This is a genomic window from Pseudomonas allokribbensis, from assembly GCF_014863605.1.
Taxonomy (GTDB): domain Bacteria; phylum Pseudomonadota; class Gammaproteobacteria; order Pseudomonadales; family Pseudomonadaceae; genus Aquipseudomonas; species Aquipseudomonas allokribbensis.
Genome location: NZ_CP062252.1, coordinates 3,558,640 through 3,576,436, shown reverse-complemented (window position 1 = coordinate 3,576,436; position 17,797 = coordinate 3,558,640). Strand labels below are relative to the sequence as shown.

The window sequence follows — 17,797 nt, the reverse complement described above, 5'->3', positions numbered from 1 at the left end:
TTGTTTTTGTCGCAGCAGGTTCAATAGATTGGTTGGTGCCTGTGCTCACGCCGCAGCGTGGGAACGATCAGCGGTGAGTTCGGATCGCGTCGGCAAACCCTCCATGTCGCCACGGCTCTGCACCGCCCGGCTGCCAATCCAGTTGGCGCGTCTGACGGCTTCGGGAAAACTCAGGTGCTCCAGCAGGGCGCTGATCATCCCCACCGCAAATCCATCGCCGGCACCGACCGTATCGACCACAGTTTCAACCGGCACCCCGGCGACAAACCCTTGATCCAGATGCGTGCGGTAATACGCGCCCTGCGGCCCGAGCTTGATTGCCACGGCTTCGGCACCCTGATCGAGATAAAACGCCGCAATGTCCGCCGGGTCCTCAAACCCGGTCAGCAACCGGCCTTCGCTCAACCCCGGCAACACCCAGTGGGCGAGGGCGGCGAGGCGGTTGATTTCGGTGATCATCTCCCGTTCGCTGGCCCACAGGCTCGGGCGCAGGTTCGGGTCGAACGACACGCTGCGCCCGGCGTTGCGCATGCGGGTCATCAGTTCATGGGACATTTCCCGGGCTGATACGGACAGCGCGGGCGGAATGCCGGTGGCGTGCAGATGCCGGGCACTTAATAGAGTCGAGGTGATCGATTGCGGCGACAGATGACTGGCCGCCGAGCCGCGACGGAAATACTCGACCGTCGGATCGCTGCCGTCATCGTTGCGCGACTTGAGCTGAAAACCGGTCGGGTGTGCTGGATCGACTTCAACGTGGCTACAATCCAGACCCTCTCCGTGCAGGGTTTCGACCACGAAGCGACCCAGCGAATCGGCACCGACCCGGCTCAGCCACGCAACGTTGAAACCCAGTCGAGACAAGCCGATGGCCACATTGCTGTCGGCCCCGGCAATCCGTTTGTGAAACTGGTCGACGCAGGCCAGATCGCCGTTCTGTTCGGCGACAAACATGGCCATGGTTTCGCCGAACGACAGGATATCGATCTCAGACATGGGCAGGCTCCAGGCGGGATTGGCCGAGGCGGGCGAGGGCGGCCACGTGTTCGGTGGTGAGTTGCACCAGGTCTTCGCCCTGCAACGGGTATTCGGCGGCGCGCATAACGCCTTGGGCCATGTGCCGCAGCAGTTGTTCCCACAGATGCAGGTCAGTGGCGGCCGGAGGCACCGCTACCAGTTTGCCGTCGGCACGGCGGGCCACGGCTTTGCAATGCACATAGCCGACGTGACGGCCCAGCAAGCGTGCGGCGCTGCTGGCGGACTGATCTTGCCACTGCCAGTTGCCGATATCGAAGGTCATTTTGATCGGCAGGTTGTGTTGCTCGACGGCGGCGAAGAAGCGCTGGAACGGTTCGATGCGACCGCCATGCAAGGTCTGATCGTTCTCCACCAGCAGTTGCACCGGACTTGGCGCAAGGATTTGCGCCAGCGTCTGCAGATCGTTGTTGTCGGTGAAGAAGCCCAGCGACACTTTCAGCCACTTCGAACCGAACGCTTCGGCGTTTTGCAGCGCGGTGATCAGTTCGGGATTGGGCCGCGACTGACCGGCCAGCCACAGTTCGGTGGGCGAGGAGTAGATGCTTTGCAGGCCTTCGGCTTGTGTTGCGGCGGCGAGCTGTTCGGGGACTTCGTTGGTCAGCAGCTCTTCGCGCCATTCGATGCGATTGGCGCCCGCAGCGGCCAGCACTTCGATGAACGAAGCCTGGCCATGGCGTCGGACGAGATCAGCGCCGTAGCTGGAAAGACTGATGGAAACGTCAGGTTTATTCATTGTTATCTACCTCTGAAACCGGTTTCATTTTTGTTCAAAAAAATTTGGTGGCCCCGTAGGGCCTTATTCCGCTATTCCGCGCGTCGAGCCGCGCTCAATCAGCACCGGTGCAAAATCCAGGGTTCGCGCAGCCCCATCCTCTCCACGCAAGCGCTTGAGCAGGCATTCAAATGCCTGAGCACCCATTTCAGCAGTTGGCTGGGCGAGGGCGGTGATCCCGCTGCCTACCAGCGGATACCAATCCAGATCATCCAGCGCAATCAATCCGACATCCTCGAACAACCGGCAGCCAATCTCCCGCAAGGCCAGGGTGCAGGCCAGCGCCGCCACGCCATTGGCGCAGAACAGGGCTTTCGGGCCGTTATCAGGTGTGTTCAAAAAGGTTTGAAGATCGTTCGCCAGGCTTGGGCCTGTTTCCAGCACCGTGCCACGCATGTCTTCGCGCTGGCCAATCTGCTGCTGAAAACTGCTGACCCGCTCGATCCTTGAACTGGTGCCGTCATAGGGTTCAGTCACCAGCAGCACATCGCGATAGCCACGCTGCTGAAGATGCTCCAGCGCCATTTCGATGGCTTGCGGGTTGTTCAACCCGACCATGTCGCTGTCCAGTCCATCGACCTTGCGATCCACCAGTACCAGCGGCATTTCCCGTTTCAACTCATCCAGCTCATCCCGGTGATGGCCGAGGGTGTTCACGATCAGCCCTTCGATGTTGTACGAGCGCAGCAGCGCCAGGTGCTGACGTTCCTGCTCGTCATCGCGATCGGTGTTGCACACCACCAGGCTGTAACCGTGCCGACGGCAGGCGGTTTCCACCCCGTGCATCACGGCAATCGAATAAGGGTTGCGGATATCGGCCACCAGCATGCCGATCAGGCGAGTGCGGCCACGTTTCAGGCCACGGGCCATTTGATTGGGGCGATAGCCGAGTTCGGCAATTGCCTGCTCGATGCGCTGGGCGATGGCATCGGAGAGCAGGGCGCGGTCATCGCCGATAAAACGCGAGACGCTGGCCTTGGACACGCCAGCGTGTTCGGCGACGTCGAGCATGGTGACGCGGCTGCGCTGGGCGGCGGAGAAATCGTTCACGGTTGGGTCTTCTTATTGTCTGAAACCGGTTTCAGGAGACACCAAACTCTTTAGTGGCGTCAAGTGAAGATGTTTTGCGTAGCGGGGTAGGAGCCGGATAAGTCCGACAGACGGTAGCAATACCTGTCAGATCTGACAGTAGGAAAACTCTCTGTTGGAGCGCCTAATTTTCCCGACAGAACAGCGAAAGAAAGTGCCTGGGTTTTTCAAGAGTCTCGTATCAATCGGTGATGGAAAAATGACTTCAACACCCACTAATCAAATCGCTAAGACGCCTATAGGTGTACTGGCGCAACCGCTTTCAGTTGAAGGGGTCGACGATAGCGATCTGGCCGGTCATGTTCCTCGCGAGATTTTGAAAACCGGGACTCGAATTGTAATTCCGTATTGGCTGGATCCACTGCCTAATGATCGACTGTGGGTGATCAAGCGTCAGAATGGTGTAGAGGAAACTATTTATAACGTTCAATACCCGACACCCTTGACGGTTAAGGAGTTGTACTTCGACCTGACGCCAACTCATTTGGCAGTCGACGGTAATATGTTTCTCTATTACGTACTCTGGAAAGGGGATGGCGGTAACGACGATCACTCGCCAGATCGACAACTAACTATCGACCACACGCCTCTTTTAACCTTTCCGGAACTTGTGGCGGTGGGCGCAACACTCTGGGGGTATTGGAATAACAATACGAACCCTCCATTAACAAGTGGCGGCACTCTCAAAGTTCCTTCCTTGATTAACATCGCTTTGCCCGGAGATGTCGCAGTGATTTTCTGGAGGGGATACCGGAGCCTCAACGGAAGTGGTCCTGAGGTAACAGAAGCTTATGGTCGCTGGGAAAAACCGCTTTTCAATACAGATATAACAAATGGCTTTAATCATGTAGTGCCGTTTATTAACCATATAAGTTCGTTAATTGATGATGATTCAGCTGTTTTCGTCTGTGAGGTGTTTCGTGGCGGCAAACTCATTGCTGAATCAGAAAAAGGATTGGTGAAAATCGATCGAGTAACACCTGGAAAACCTGGCCCTTCCGGCCTGAACGCGCAAGGAGATAAAGAAATGGGAATTAAATTTGTACCTAAAACACCACGGCCAGCTTCTACTTCATCAGGCGGTGGGGTTTTTTCAGAAGTCACAGTTGATACGCTGGCAGGTGGTTTTATTGCGAAGTCTGTGATGGAATCCGGCATCATAAATTTCAATTTCACTCGTACAGATGATGAGGATGATAAAGATTCTATTGAAGTTCAGTACCGTGAAAAAGGCGAACTGACCTGGATTGATTATCCGGATAAAATTGAGCTTGGCCCGATTGCGAACCGTCCTCCTACAACTATCCCGTTGCCTTTCGATGCAAAGCTTTTTGCGGAAAAAGTTACGTCACCTGGACCGACTGTATGGGAGTTCAGACTTGACCTTTACAAAGCCGATGGCGGTAACGCGGATCCATCCGATCCACCCATTGAGTTCATTTCTGACCAAACTGCACCGGTCAATACCAAAAATCCAGTCAAAAAAATCAAGCCAACACCCGCTCCAGTCTTTGTCAATGGCACTCCGCTTCCGCTGCGGACTATTGACAAAACCTGGATCGAAAATAATTCGAACATTAATCTCACGGTGAATACCACTTACTTGTGGCGTCGTCTCGATGATATTTTGAAGGTCTGGTTTATCTCCGGCGCGCTGGAAGTGTTGGTATGGGATGCCGCAGTCCCTGCTACTGGTGCATTGGATATTGATAGCACTGAGTTGCTTCAATTTCCGAATGGTCGCGTCAATGTGGTCTATCGGTGGGAAGACTGGCTCGGTAACGAAGGTGAAAAGTCTGCGTCTGTTGGCCTTCTGACATTGGCACTACCCGTAGCGCCATCGATCATTAAAGCCCCATTGGTGCCAAAAACCGATCCAAATTACGCCACTACGCTTTATTGGGAGGACTTTCTAAACACGGCTTCGCCTCCGGCCCCGATCCCGCTTGCGGCTATTGTCGAAAACTCAAGTATCCTGAATGCGGTGACGGGGGATGAAGTTTATTTGGTGTTCACTAAAGCCCTCGATGTGACTGTTTTTTTTGAGACTGCCAAACAAGCATGGGCTAACGCTAATTTGAGTTTTGATATTGGTTTCAAAGATCTTTATCCGCTGTTTGCTGATGCCGATAACCCCGTGGACATCGAGATCAAATCCGTAATAGTGCGTACCGGACTTTCGCCTGATGCAGAGTCACCGACTGCCACCGTTACTTTTGACTCGCGTATCGCTGGTGTAATTCCTGTCAACCCGCCGGAACTGGACAATCCGGATCTCCAACTTCCGGTTGTAACGGGGGCTTCCAATGTTCCAGACGTTGTTTCGGCTGATGATCGGACCAAACCAGGCACATTCACGGTGACGAACGCTCTTACCGATCCGGATATTTTGCCGGAGCATGAGGTCAAGTGTTACTTGGGTGCCGCGACAGTTCCTTTTGCTACCTATAGTCCGCTCGTGGCTGTGCAGGGTTTCTCTGTTCCGATCCCGGCAAACGAGATGGCCAAATTGAAACCTCCTAGCGATACGGCTCGCTACACTATCGAGATAACCGGGTTAGGCAAGAACGTCAATAAATCCTTGCCGAAGACAGTGATCGTCAATCAAATTCCGATTGTTCTGCCGGATCCTACAATCAGAATTCGTAATCCTGCGGTGCGCGACTATATCGAGTGCTATGGGATGACTAGTCCTACCAGTGGTTATGTACTGGGACTGCAGATCGCGAAGACCGCACTACTGCCGCCGGCTACGGTTATCACGGCACACTTTGAAGCGCATTCAAATGCAACGGGTACTGCGTTGATTCCCGGTACGGCTGCCTCGGCAACTTACACCATCCAGGCCCCCAACATACCTGACGTTGCAGGCGTTGGTACTGCCGCTAACTTCAAGGCAGCACAACCGAGGCGAGGGGCGGTTGCATGGGGTAAATACTGGATTACAGCCCAGAATGGCCTGCAATCATCAATTCCGGTCATCAAACCTTTGGATACTATCAATAACAGCTTCCAGTATTGCGATCTGGCACTAGCCCCAGTCTAGGGTTGATATCAATGTGCTGAACTTGTTTGCGTCGCGAGGGGGGCTCGACTGTCTCTCTCGCGACTTTTTTCCACTATCAAGGAGGGAGATATCGAAGATGCCTGCGCTCCGGACGGACAAATCGCCGTGCATATAAGGACTATTCCTACATTAAACATTCGGTTTTCTCATTAGGCTGTCGGACGTTTTTTGGGTGGGAGTTTTCAACACTGCCAAAAAACAGCTTCTGTAATCGTGCAGGTTTGAGGAACGACCCATGTCCATTTTTTTTCTTTCCAAACACCCGAAGACCATCAAAATGATGGTGGCGGCGACCTTGATCGTCGCGCCCGAGGCGTACAGTGGAGTTCTTCCCGCAGGTGATAGTGCGGTGGTGACCAATCCTCCAGCGCCGGATTTTTGGGTAGTGTCACAAGGGGGAACACTGACCATCGACAACGCAATCGCGCTGACCATCAGCTCACAAAATGCCAATGTCGTTTTCAACGGTGGCCAGAGCCAGCGAATCGATGCCAATACGTCCTCGTTGAAGATGGCCGGCGCTACGGTGAACAGCGCGACGGGCCGAGGCGCGATTCAGCTGATCGACAGCAACGCAACGATCGACAACTCGACGATCACCAGCACCAACAGTTTCGGGCTTCTGCTGGGACGTAACATCAGCACCCCTGCATCCTCTTCTGCCACCGTGACGGGTAACAGCGTCATCACAGGCCTGATCGGCGGCGTACAAGCGGTAGGTTTTGCCGTGCTGAACCTTACAGACTCCACTGTCGTCGGCACAGGCGCCACCAGTTACGGTGTGCAACTGGGCGGCGCAACGCTTGCAGCGACGGGCAGCACGATTACCGGCGCACAGGACGGTTTGCAAATCGTGACCGACACGGTAGGCGTCAATGCCAGCACCGTGACACTCAACAATACCCGCGTGACCGGCGGCACAGGGTCGGCCATCGTGCTGGGCTCCTCCGGCAGCGCCGGAACTGTCGCCAACATCAATGTCAGTGGCAATTCCGAACTGGTCGGCGGCAATGGCTCGTTGTTGAAGGCAATCAACCGCTCCACCGCCAACTTCAATGTCGATGGCAGTACCCTGACCGGCGATGTGATTGCCGAGACCGGCAGTACGGTTGCACTGCTGATGCAGAACGGCGCCACGCTCGACGGCAATCTGCAGAACGTCACCCAGTCCCGATTCGACACTGGCGCTACCTTGAACGGCAACGTAGAAGCCGTCGCGGGAACAGCGGCCACTGTCAGCCTGGACAACGGGTCGGTCATCAACGGCAACGTCGATAATGTCGCCAGCCTTTCGCTGAACAATGGCAGCTCGCTGACCGGTAACGTCACCAGCGATACCAACGGCAGCGTGCTGCTGGACAACGGTTCGGTGCTCACGGGCGAGATCAACAACTCGGGTAACCTGACCATCAACAATGCTGCGCGGTGGGTCATGACTCGTGACAGCACCGTGCAGCAATTGGGCATGGATAACGGTGTCGTGCAAATGGGCACCAACGAGCAGTTCCAGCAGTTGAATATCGGCAATCTCACAGGTAAAGGCACCTTCGTGATGGGCACCGATCTCGGGACTGGCAGTACTGACTTCCTGAACGTGACCGGCTCTGCAAGTGGTCAGCATCAATTGCTGGTCTCTGCCACCGGAACGACGCCTGTTACCGCAGAACCGGTGAAAGTCGGCAATATTGCCGCTGGCACCGCTGCTTTTACTCTGGCCAATAAAGACACGGTGGATGCCGGTACATTCGTTTACCGACTGAAGCAGGACGGGCAGGGCCTGTACCTCAACCCCGACAAGGAAACTGTCAGCACCTCGACCAACACCGCCCTGGCTTTGGCCGGCAGTGCCCGCAGTGTATTGAATGCGGAAATGAACATGCTCAGCGACCAGATCGGTGATCGTGGATTGAGCCTCCAACCCGATGCTTCGCTTCGTGCAGCCAACGACAGTGACACCACAAAACTGAGCAACAGTGTCTGGGTGCGTACGTATGGCAATCAATACAACGTCAAAAATGCCTACGGCGACGGCTACACCCAAAACCAGAACGGCATCACCGGTGGTGCCGATACGACGGTGGACATTGCTGGCCGTGCCTGGGTTATCGGTGGTTTCGTGGGCGCCAGCCGCACCAACGTGGACCTCAAATACGGTTCCAGCGCGACGGTCGACAGTCTGAATGCAGGCGTCTACGGCAGCACGTACGATGTTGAAAGCGGTGTATTCGTCAACCTCATGGCCAAGGTCAACCAGTTCGACAACAAGGCCAAGGTCACCATGAGCGACGGCACCCAGGCCAAGGGTGATTACAAGGCTCTGGGCGCAAGCGGTTCGGTAGCAGTGGGCAAACACATTCGTCTGAAGGACAACTGGTTTGTAGAGCCGCAGGTCCGGGTATCGACCGGCGCGACCCAGAGCGAAAGCTATCGTCTGGACAATGGTCTCAAGGTCAAGGCCGACACCATGCGCTCGGTTCAGGGCAACGCCGGTGTGAGGGGCGGGCGTGTCATTGCACTCGATGACGGCAGTCTGCTGGAACCGAGCCTGTCGTTGGGTGCCAACCACGAGTTCGTCAAAACCAACCGGGTCAAGATCAACGACGACAGCTTCGATGACGATCGCGCCAGCAGCGGGGTCGAATATGGCGCAGGTCTGAAGTGGACACCGGCGCAGCGCAACTGGCAGGTTTCCGGTCAGGTTGGCGGCAGCAAGGGCAACACCGTCAGCCAGGACTGGAGTGGCAGCCTGCGAGTCAGTTACTTCTTCTGATGTGCTGAAACAACAAACGCCCCGTGCAGCGATGCCGGGGCGTTTTTTTGTGCGCTCAGCCGAAGAGCCCCGCGGCGATGTTGATCGAGAAGCCCAGAATCGCCGTATTGAATACGAAACCGATCAGCGACTGCGCCAGCACGATCTTGCGTATCTCCCGCGTGGCCACGCCAACGTCCGCGGTCTGCACCGCCACGCCAATGGTGAACGAGAAGTACAGAAAGTCCCAATAGTTGGGCGTCGTCAGACCCTCGGCAAAGCGCAGCGCCGGCTCCTTGCCGTCCCAGGTGTAAAACAGCCGGGCGTAGTGGACGCAGAAAATCACCCCGATCAGCAGCCATGAGCCGATGACCGTCAGTGCGGTAAAGCCGTAGTGCAGCAGTTTGCGGGTGGTTTCCAGGTCCTTGCTGCCGGCCAGTTCAATCGTGATGGCCGCCAGGCTGGCCAGCGCCGCGATACACACCACGAACAGCACCAGCCCGGCGTTTTCGTCTTCGATGACGGCGATCTGCTTGACGTCCGGCGCCTTGGATCGGGCAGTAAGCCAGAGCATCAGCGCCAGATAAGTCCAGACCCCGGCATTCCAGCCGATGAGGATTTTACTGATGACGGAATCGGCGGGTACCAGCAGGCCGACGGCAAGGCCGAACAGGGCGGCGGCGGAGAGGCGAGGGTGGGTTCGGGCGAGGAAGCGCATGGGCGGCTCTTTGTTGACGGCGTCGAGCAAACCATAGCATGGGTGAGGGTTCTGGCTGGCGCTGAGGACTGCAAACAAAAAACCTTGAGACTCTGTCAGCATCGACAAGAAGCTCAAGGTTTTTGTTTCAGAAGGAAAAGTGTGGAGCGGGATCAGTTGTGGATTCGAGCCTTGCCTTTGGAGATCGTCACGTTTTTTGGAAGGTCATCCCCGTTCCGGCCGCAGAACTCAAATTCGGCTTCAATTTGCCCCTTCTCCGAACCGGCAGCAGGAAAGCTGAGAAAGGTGACTGTCCCTTTAATCGCTGGGTAAAAAGGATCGATACCAACTGCGAGCCTTTCCACGAAAACGGCTCTGACCAGACTGACATCCGTATTCAAGTCGTAGGTGGTATTCAAACTGGCGGTTTGCGCCACATTCAGAACAATACTCAGACTCCGTCGAGGACGACTCGGGCCATCAATCCACCATTCTCCCCTTGCCGTCCAGGCCTGTTGTTTGAATAGAACATCGTACTGCGCCGTGAGGTGGACTGTTTCTGCTGCGTAGCTATCCTTTACCGGCGGCTCCAGACCATCGACATCAGCGGTCAAAGTGCCTTCAGACATTGGTTGTGCAGCACTCATGGCTTGGCACTCCCTTGGTCGTTGGGCACCAGATCAAGTTCCCCTTTAACGGTTACGTACTCTTTTCCGTTCTGCGACACGGCTACAAAGTTGAATGTTGCCTTGGCTTCATCGGTGGCGGCGCCCACGGTAACGGTGACTTTACCGCTTTGCGCAAAGAAAGGCGCTTCGCCAGAGCCTGAAGTACTTTTCCACCAGCTGGCTGACGCCTGGCGATCAGCATCGGCGAAATCGAAGGTCTGGTTGTAGATGTCGCCCTCATTCACGAATGTCAGGGAAATGTTTCTGTGTTCATTCGGCCAGTCCGGCAATGAGGCTCTCCCTTGCACGGAGCGTCCATTACCCGTTGAGTAGAACATTTCTTCTGCAACAAACTTTAGGAGTTCGGGATCGCTTGTGTCGGCTGTAAATGTGCCATCTGCATTGCCCTTTACATTCGTCATGAGTAGCTCCTGATTCAAGTCAAACCGCTAAGTCAAACGTGACAGGAGCTAGCCTAAGGGCTTGGAGTCATTGGCGAACCTGTCAACTTTGACAGGTGTAAAAACCGATCGGCTTATCGCGAAGTTTCATTTCTTGCTGGCCCATCGGGCTACCGCTTTAACCACGACCACAAAGAACACCGGCACAAATATCACCGCCAAAGTGGCCGTAATCATCCCGCCAATCACCCCGGTACCAATCGCCTGCTGACTTGCCGAACTCGCGCCCGTGGCAATCGCCAGCGGCACCACACCCAGAATGAACGCCAGCGAGGTCATGACAATCGGCCGCAACCGCAGACGTGCCGCTTGCAGCGTGGCGTCAATCAGATCGTGACCTTCGTCATACAGACTCTTGGCAAACTCGATGATCAGGATCGCGTTCTTCGCCGACAGGCCGATGATGGTGATCAGCCCGACCTTGAAGAACACATCGTTCGGCATCCCGCGCAGAGTCACCGCCAGCACCGCACCGAGTACACCGAGCGGTACCACCAGCAGCACGGAAGTCGGAATCGACCAGCTCTCATACAACGCCGCCAGACACAGGAACACGATCAGCAGCGACAGGCCGAGCAGGATCGGCGCCTGACTGCCGGACAAACGTTCCTGCAACGACAGACCGGTCCATTCCTGGCCCAGACCTTTCGGCCCCTGGGCCACCAGCCGTTCGATTTCCGCCATGGCTTCGCCGGTGCTGTGACCGGGTTTCGGCTCGCCGGAAATCGAGATCGCCGGGTAGCCGTTGTAGCGGGTCAGCTGCGCGGGGCCTTGAGTCCATGTGGCTCTCACGAACGCCGACAGCGGCACCATTTTTCCGGCGTCGTTGCGCACGTGCATTCTCAGCAGGTCATCGACCTGACTGCGGCGATCGCCTTCAGCCTGAACGACCACGCGTTGCATCCGCCCCTGATTGGGGAAGTCGTTGACGTACGAGGAACCGATGGCAGTGGACAGCACGTTGCCGACGTCAGCGAACGAAACTCCCAGGGCATTGGCCTGCTTGCGGTCCACTTCCAGTTGCACTTGCGGTGCTTCGGCCAGCGCGCTTTCACGCACGTTCATCAGGATCGGGCTTTTCTCGGCGGCGGCCAGCAGCTGGGTGCGCGCCTCCATCAAGGTCGCATGACCAAGGCCACCGCGATCCTGCAAGCGAAACTCGAAACCGCTGGACGTACCCAGACCATCCACGGGCGGTGGCAGCACGGCGAAGGCCACGGCGTCCTTGATCTGGCTGAGGGCAATGTTGGCGCGGTCGGCAATCGAGCTCGCCGAGTCGTCGTGACCACGCTGCGACCAGTCCTTGAGCGTGGTGAACGCCAGTGCGGCGTTCTGCCCGCTGCCGGAGAAACTGAAACCGAGAATCACGGTGCTGTCGCCCACGCCCGGTTCGCCGGCGTTGTGCGCTTCGATCTGCTCGACCACCTGCACCGTGCGGTTCTTGCTCGCACCGGGTGGCAGTTGAATGTCGGTGATGGTGTAACCCTGATCCTCGACCGGCAGGAACGAGGAGGGCAGGCGCGCGAAGCACAGGCCCAGACCCACCAGCAACACAACGTAGATCAGCAGATAACGACCGGTGCGTTTCAGTGCGTAACCGACCCAGCCCTGATAGCGATCGGTCAGTTGCTCGAAGCGGCGGTTGAACCAGCCGAAGAACCCGGTTTTCTCGTGATGCTCACCCTTGGCGATCGGCTTGAGCAAGGTTGCGCACAACGCCGGGGTCAAGGTCAGGGCGAGGAATGCCGAGAACAGGATCGAAGTCGCCATCGACAGCGAGAACTGGCGATAGATAACGCCCACCGAACCTTGCATGAACGCCATCGGAATGAACACCGCCACCAGCACCAGCGTGATGCCGATGATCGCCCCGGTGATCTGGGTCATCGCCTTGCGCGTCGCCTCTTTCGGTGACAGGCCTTCGGTGGCCATGATCCGTTCGACGTTCTCCACCACCACGATGGCGTCGTCCACCAGAATGCCGATGGCCAACACCATGCCGAACATGGTCAGCACGTTGATCGAGAAACCCAGCGCCAGCATCGTCGCGAAGGTGCCCATCAGCGCCACCGGCACCACCAGTGTCGGGATCAACGTGTAGCGGATGTTCTGCAGGAACAGGAACATCACCGCAAATACCAGCAGCATGGCCTCGCCGAGGGTGTAGACCACTTTGGTGATCGAGACCTTCACGAACGGCGAAGTGTCGTAGGGGATCTTGTATTCCACGCCCGCCGGGAAGTAGCGCGACAGTTCATCCATCTTCGCCCGGATCAAAGTGGCGGTGCTGAGGGCGTTGGCGCCCGGCGCCAGTTGCACACCGACGGCGGTGGACGGCTTGCCGTTCAGACGGGTGCCGAACTGGTATTCCTGGCTGCCGATCTCGACCCGCGCCACATCCTTGATGCGCACGGTGGAGCCGTCCGGATTGGCCTTGAGCACGATGTCGGCGAACTCTTCCGGCGTCGACAGTTGTCCCTTGACCAGAATCGTCGCGGTGATTTCCTGAGTGCTCGGGTTCGGCAGATCGCCAATGCTGCCCGCCGACACCTGAGCGTTCTGCGCGACGATGGCGGCGTTGACATCGGCCGGGGTCAGGTTGAAACCGATCAGCTTCTGCGGATCAACCCAGATCCGCATCGCCCGTTCGGCGCCATACAACTGGGCCTTGCCGACGCCGTCGATGCGCTTGATCTCATTCATCACGTTGCGCGCCAGGTAATCGCTGAGCGCCACGTCGTCGAGTTTGCCGTCGCTGGAAGTCAGGGTGATCAGCAGCAGGAAACCGGCGGAGACTTTCTCCACCTGCAAGCCTTGCTGGTTGACCGCTTGCGGCAGACGCGACTCGACCACCTTGAGGCGGTTCTGCACATCAACCTGCGCCAGTTCCGGGTTGGTGCCTGGCTGGAAAGTGGCCTTGATCGTGGCGCTGCCGAGGCTGCTTTGCGATTCGAAATACAGCAGGTGATCGGCGCCGTTGAGCTCTTCCTCGATCAGGCTGACCACGCTCTCGTCGACGGTCTGCGCCGAGGCACCCGGGTACACGGCATAGATTTCGATCTGCGGCGGCGCGACGTCGGGGTACTGCGCCACCGGCAATTGCGGGATGGCCAGCGCACCGGCCAACAGGATGAACAACGCGACGACCCAGGCGAACACCGGGCGGTCGATAAAGAACTGCGGCATAGAAGAGCGTCCTGCTTACTGACCAGAGGTCTGGGCAAGTGGAAGAGGGGTGTCGTCGATCTGCACCACTTCACCCGGACGGGCGTGTTGCAGGCCTTCGATGACAATGCGGTCGCCAGGCTTGAGGCCGCCGGTGACGATCCAGCGGTCGTTCTGCACCGCGCCGAGCTGCACTGGCTGCTGGGCCACGCGCATCTGATCGTCGACGGTCAGCACTTGCGCCACACCGGCGCTGTCACGCTGTACCGCGCGTTGTGGCACGGTCAGGCCATGCTGGATCACGCCTTGCTCCAGACGCACGCGAACGTAGCTGCCGGGCAGCAGATCGAGATCCGGGTTGGGAAACTCGCTGCGCAAAATAATCTGACCGGTGCCCGGATCGACCGTGATATCGCTGAACAGCAACTTGCCCGGCAACGGATAGAGGCTGCCGTCGTCCTGGATCAGCGTGGCCTTGACCTGATCCTGGCCGACCTGTTGCAACTGGCCGGAACGGAAGGCCCGGCGCAGCTCATTCAATTCACGGGTCGACTGGGTGAGGTCGGCGTGGATCGGATTCAGTTGCTGGATCAGCGCCATGGGCGTGGTTTCGTTCTGGCCGACCAGTGCGCCTTCGGTCACCAGCGCACGGCCGACGCGGCCGGAAATCGGCGCGGTGACGGTGGCGTAACCGAGGTTCAGCTTCGCTCGTTCCACGGCAGCCTTGTTGGCGGCGACGTCGGCGGCAGTCTGCCGGGCGTTGGCGCGGGCGTTGTCGTAGTCCTGAGCGCTGATGGCCTTGTCATCGATCAACTGGGCGTAACGCTGCTCCTGCAGTTTTGCCTGAAACGCATTGGCCTCGGCTTTGCGCAGGGCGGCTTCGGCGCTGTCCAGATCAGCCTTGAATGGCGCCGGATCGATGCGGAACAGCACGTCGCCCTTTTTCACGTCGCTGCCTTCGCGGTAGGTGCGTTGCAGCACGACACCGGCCACCCGGGCGCGGACTTCGGCAATGCGCGGCGCGGCAATGCGCCCGCTCAGTTCGCTGCTGATCGACAGGGGGCGTGCCTCAAGGGTTTCGACCCGCACGGTGGCCGGTGGCGCCTGTTCCTCAGTGCTTGAGGATTTACCACAGGCACTCAGCGTCAGCGCCAATGCGATCAGACCGAGCCCGGCCAGCAGATTCTTCGACATGTACAACCCCCAATATTGATCTGCGCATCCTACGGCCAGGCACCGAAGGTAGCGGTGAAGCTTTGTAGGTGCTGTGTGAAATTGTGTAAGGGTTTTGCTCAGGGACGAGTGAGGGCGTATATCCTTTACGCCTTGAAATTTATTGCGACAGATATGCAGCTTTCGCGGGCAAGCCCGCGAAGAGCCCCTGCCAGTCGCCACAGCACTTTCTGGATCATCAATGCCCAACATCCTCCTGGTCGAAGACGACACCGCCCTCGCCGAACTGATTTCCAGCTACCTGGAACGCAACGGTTACTCCGTCAGCGTGATCGGTCGTGGCGACCATGTGCGCGAACGGGCGCGGCTCAATCCGCCGGACCTGGTGATTCTCGATCTGATGCTGCCGGGCCTCGACGGTTTGCAGGTCTGTCGATTGCTGCGCGCCGACTCGGCAACGCTTCCAATCCTGATGCTCACCGCCCGCGACGACAGCCACGATCAGGTACTGGGCCTGGAAATGGGCGCCGACGATTACGTCACCAAGCCCTGCGAGCCAAGGGTTTTGCTGGCGCGGGTACGCACCTTGCTGCGCCGCAGCAGCCTCGGCGAACCGATGACCGCCAACGACCGCATCCTGATGGGCAACCTGTGCATCGACCTGTCGGAGCGCACTGTGACCTGGCGCGAACAACCGGTCGAGCTGTCCAGCGGCGAATACAACCTGCTGGTGGTGCTGGCCCGTCACGCCGGTGAAGTGCTGAGCCGCGACCAGATCCTGCAACGCCTGCGCGGCATAGAGTTCAACGGCACCGACCGCTCGGTGGATGTGGCGATTTCCAAACTGCGACGCAAGTTCGACGACCACGCGGGCGAAGCGCGCAAGATCAAGACCGTGTGGGGCAAGGGTTATCTGTTCAGTCGTTCCGAGTGGGAATGCTGAGTCGATGTTCAGAATCCTGTTTCGCCTCTATCTGGTGACGATCGTTTCCTACAGCGCGGCGATCTATCTGGTGCCGGATCTGGTGGTGATGGCGTTCAGGGATCGGTTCGTCACTTACAACCTCGACTATTCCCGGGGCCTGCAATCGCTGATCACCAAGCAGTTTCGCGCGGTGCCGCAGGATCAGTGGCCGGCGGTCGCGGCGTCGATGGACAAGGATTTCCAGCCGCTGCACATCGTCCTCGCCCGCATCGATAACGCCGATTTCACCCCGATTGAGCAAGAACGCCTGCGTCGTGGCGAAAACGTGGTGCGCATCGGCGACTGGGGCTGGCGCACGCTGGCGGTGACGCCGCTGAACGACCAGGTGGCCGTGCAAATGGTGGTGCCGCCGGACCCGATGGACGTGAACTTGCTGTACTGGAGCATCAACGTCCTGATCGGCGCGAGTTTGCTGGCGTGCCTGTTGCTGTGGCTGCGGCCGCACTGGCGCGATCTCGAACGCCTGAAGGGCACTGCCGAACGCTTCGGTAAAGGCCACTTGAGCGAGCGTACGCAAATCGGCTCGAGTTCGAACATCGGTAGCCTGGCCACGGTGTTCGACACCATGGCCGGCGACATCGAAAACCTGCTCAACCAGCAGCGTGATTTGCTCAACGCGGTGTCCCATGAACTGCGCACGCCGCTGACTCGTCTGGACTTCGGCCTGGCGCTGGCGCTGTCCGATGATTTGCCGCAAACCAGTCGCGAACGCTTGCAAGGACTGGTCGCGCACATTCGTGAACTGGATGAGTTGGTGCTGGAGTTGCTGTCCTACAGCCGCCTGCAGAATCCGGCGCGTTTGCCGGAGCAGGTCGAAGTGGCGCTGGACGAGTTCATCGACAGTATTCTGGGCAGCGTCGACGAGGAGCTGGAGTCCCCGGAAATCGTCATCGATGTGCTGCTGCACAACCAGCTGGAACGCTTTTCCCTCGACCCGCGCCTGACCGCCCGCGCGATTCAGAACCTGCTGCGCAACGCCATGCGTTACTGCGAAAAACGTATTCAGATCGGTGTTCAGGTCTGCCCGAAAGGCTGTGAGATCTGGGTGGATGACGATGGCATCGGTATCCCGGAAGACGAGCGGGAGCGGATTTTCGAACCGTTCTATCGACTGGATCGCAGCCGCGACCGAGCGACCGGCGGGTTTGGCCTGGGACTGGCGATCAGCCGTCGGGCGCTGGAAGCGCAGGGTGGGACGTTGACCGTGGAAGGTTCGCCGTTGGGCGGAGCGCGGTTCAGGCTTTGGTTGCCGACCCCGGTTTGATTCGATCGCTCCCGCGCATGGCGCGGGAGCGATCGGTGATCAGAGCAATTCAGTGGATTGAATCAACCCGACCCCGGCCACTTGCATCCGCTCGATCGCCGACGCCAGTGATCCATTCATATCGATCGCCCGACAGGCGTCCAGCACCACAAACGTATTGAACCCCGCCGCCCGCGCATCCAGCGCGGAGAACATCACGCAGAAATCCAGCGCCAGCCCGACCATGTACACCGTGTCGACACCGCGTTCCTTGAGATAACCCGCCAGTCCTGTAGTGGTGGCACGGTCCGCTTCCAGAAACGCCGAATAACTGTCGATGTCCGGGTTGCAGCCCTTGCGGATGATCAGTTGCGCGTGGGGCAGGTAGAGACCCGAGTGAAACTCGGCACCGTGTGTGCCCTGAATGCAGTGATCCGGCCAGAGGGTCTGTTCGCCGTACGGCAGTTGGATCACGTCGTAGGGCTGACGGCCGGGATGGCTTGACGCAAATGAAGCATGACCCGCCGGGTGCCAGTCCTGAGCAATGACCACTTGCTTGAACTGCTCGGCGAGACGGTTGATCAGCAGGACGATCTGGTCACCCTCGGGCACGGCCAGTTGGCCGCCGGGAGTGAAGTCGTTCTGGACGTCGATGACCAGCAATGCAGTACGCGGTGAAATCGCCATGTA

13 protein-coding genes are annotated in these 17,797 nt (G+C 58.2%); 4 read left to right on the top strand and 9 right to left on the bottom strand.

Annotated features, from left to right (window positions below; translation table 11 throughout):
• Nucleotides 1-45 precede the first annotated feature (45 nt).
• The 3 genes from IF199_RS16190 to IF199_RS16180 form a co-directional block, all read right to left on the bottom strand.
• The gene (locus tag IF199_RS16190; RefSeq protein WP_192558089.1) at nucleotides 46-996 is read right to left on the bottom strand and encodes a sugar kinase; all 951 of its coding nucleotides are present in this window, start codon (nucleotides 994-996) and stop codon (nucleotides 46-48) included.
• Nucleotides 989-1,771: a sugar phosphate isomerase/epimerase family protein gene (locus IF199_RS16185; RefSeq protein WP_192558088.1), complete on the bottom strand. Its 783-nt coding sequence runs from the start codon at nucleotides 1,769-1,771 to the stop codon at nucleotides 989-991. The genes IF199_RS16190 and IF199_RS16185 overlap by 8 nt, the downstream gene beginning before the upstream one ends.
• A 63-nt stretch (nucleotides 1,772-1,834) precedes the next feature.
• Entirely contained in the window at nucleotides 1,835-2,860 is a 1,026-nt protein-coding gene (locus IF199_RS16180; protein ID WP_192558087.1) for a LacI family DNA-binding transcriptional regulator, read from the bottom strand.
• 154 nt (nucleotides 2,861-3,014) lie between these two features.
• Between IF199_RS16180 and IF199_RS16175 the strand changes: the two genes are divergently transcribed.
• Both IF199_RS16175 and IF199_RS16170 read left to right on the top strand, forming a co-directional pair.
• On the top strand, nucleotides 3,015-5,945 hold the full coding sequence (locus tag IF199_RS16175; RefSeq protein WP_192558086.1) for a hypothetical protein: 2,931 nt from the start codon (nucleotides 3,015-3,017) through the stop codon (nucleotides 5,943-5,945).
• A 256-nt stretch (nucleotides 5,946-6,201) separates the two neighbouring features.
• Nucleotides 6,202-8,736, top strand: a complete 2,535-nt coding sequence (locus IF199_RS16170) for an autotransporter outer membrane beta-barrel domain-containing protein (RefSeq protein ID WP_244142392.1) — start codon at nucleotides 6,202-6,204, stop codon at nucleotides 8,734-8,736.
• 55 nt (nucleotides 8,737-8,791) lie between these two features.
• On the opposite strand, the gene IF199_RS16165 is transcribed toward IF199_RS16170, so the two are convergent.
• The 5 genes from IF199_RS16165 to IF199_RS16145 all read right to left on the bottom strand — a co-directional run bounded on the left by IF199_RS16165 (nucleotide 8,792) and on the right by IF199_RS16145 (nucleotide 14,900).
• Entirely contained in the window at nucleotides 8,792-9,433 is a 642-nt protein-coding gene (locus tag IF199_RS16165; RefSeq protein WP_192558085.1) for a DUF1345 domain-containing protein, read from the bottom strand.
• 152 nt (nucleotides 9,434-9,585) lie between these two features.
• Nucleotides 9,586-10,059 carry a hypothetical protein gene (locus tag IF199_RS16160; protein WP_192558084.1) on the bottom strand — a complete coding sequence of 158 codons (474 nt, stop codon included), beginning with the start codon at nucleotides 10,057-10,059 and terminating at the stop codon, nucleotides 9,586-9,588.
• Nucleotides 10,056-10,502 (bottom strand): hypothetical protein, encoded by a 447-nt coding sequence (locus IF199_RS16155; RefSeq protein ID WP_192558083.1) that lies wholly within the window; start codon nucleotides 10,500-10,502, stop codon nucleotides 10,056-10,058. The genes IF199_RS16160 and IF199_RS16155 overlap by 4 nt, the downstream gene beginning before the upstream one ends.
• 126 nt (nucleotides 10,503-10,628) lie before the next feature.
• On the bottom strand, nucleotides 10,629-13,727 hold the full coding sequence (locus IF199_RS16150) for an efflux RND transporter permease subunit (RefSeq protein ID WP_192558082.1): 3,099 nt from the start codon (nucleotides 13,725-13,727) through the stop codon (nucleotides 10,629-10,631).
• Nucleotides 13,728-13,742: 15 nt separating this feature from the next.
• Nucleotides 13,743-14,900 (bottom strand): efflux RND transporter periplasmic adaptor subunit, encoded by a 1,158-nt coding sequence (locus tag IF199_RS16145; RefSeq protein ID WP_096821498.1) that lies wholly within the window; start codon nucleotides 14,898-14,900, stop codon nucleotides 13,743-13,745.
• A gap of 220 nt (nucleotides 14,901-15,120) precedes the next feature.
• On the opposite strand from IF199_RS16145, the gene IF199_RS16140 reads away from it, so the two are divergent.
• Together IF199_RS16140 and IF199_RS16135 are read left to right on the top strand one after the other, a co-directional pair.
• Nucleotides 15,121-15,822 carry a response regulator gene (locus IF199_RS16140; protein WP_007960391.1) on the top strand — a complete coding sequence of 234 codons (702 nt, stop codon included), beginning with the start codon at nucleotides 15,121-15,123 and terminating at the stop codon, nucleotides 15,820-15,822.
• 4 nt (nucleotides 15,823-15,826) lie between these two features.
• Nucleotides 15,827-17,128, top strand: coding sequence for an ATP-binding protein (locus IF199_RS16135; RefSeq protein ID WP_192558081.1), 1,302 nt, complete (start codon nucleotides 15,827-15,829; stop codon nucleotides 17,126-17,128).
• Between the two features lie 39 nt (nucleotides 17,129-17,167).
• Here the strand turns inward: IF199_RS16135 and pncA are convergent, their stop codons facing one another.
• A complete protein-coding gene (pncA, locus tag IF199_RS16130) occupies nucleotides 17,168-17,794 on the bottom strand; it encodes a bifunctional nicotinamidase/pyrazinamidase (RefSeq protein ID WP_192558080.1) in 627 nt (208 codons plus the stop codon).
• Nucleotides 17,795-17,797 lie beyond the last annotated feature (3 nt).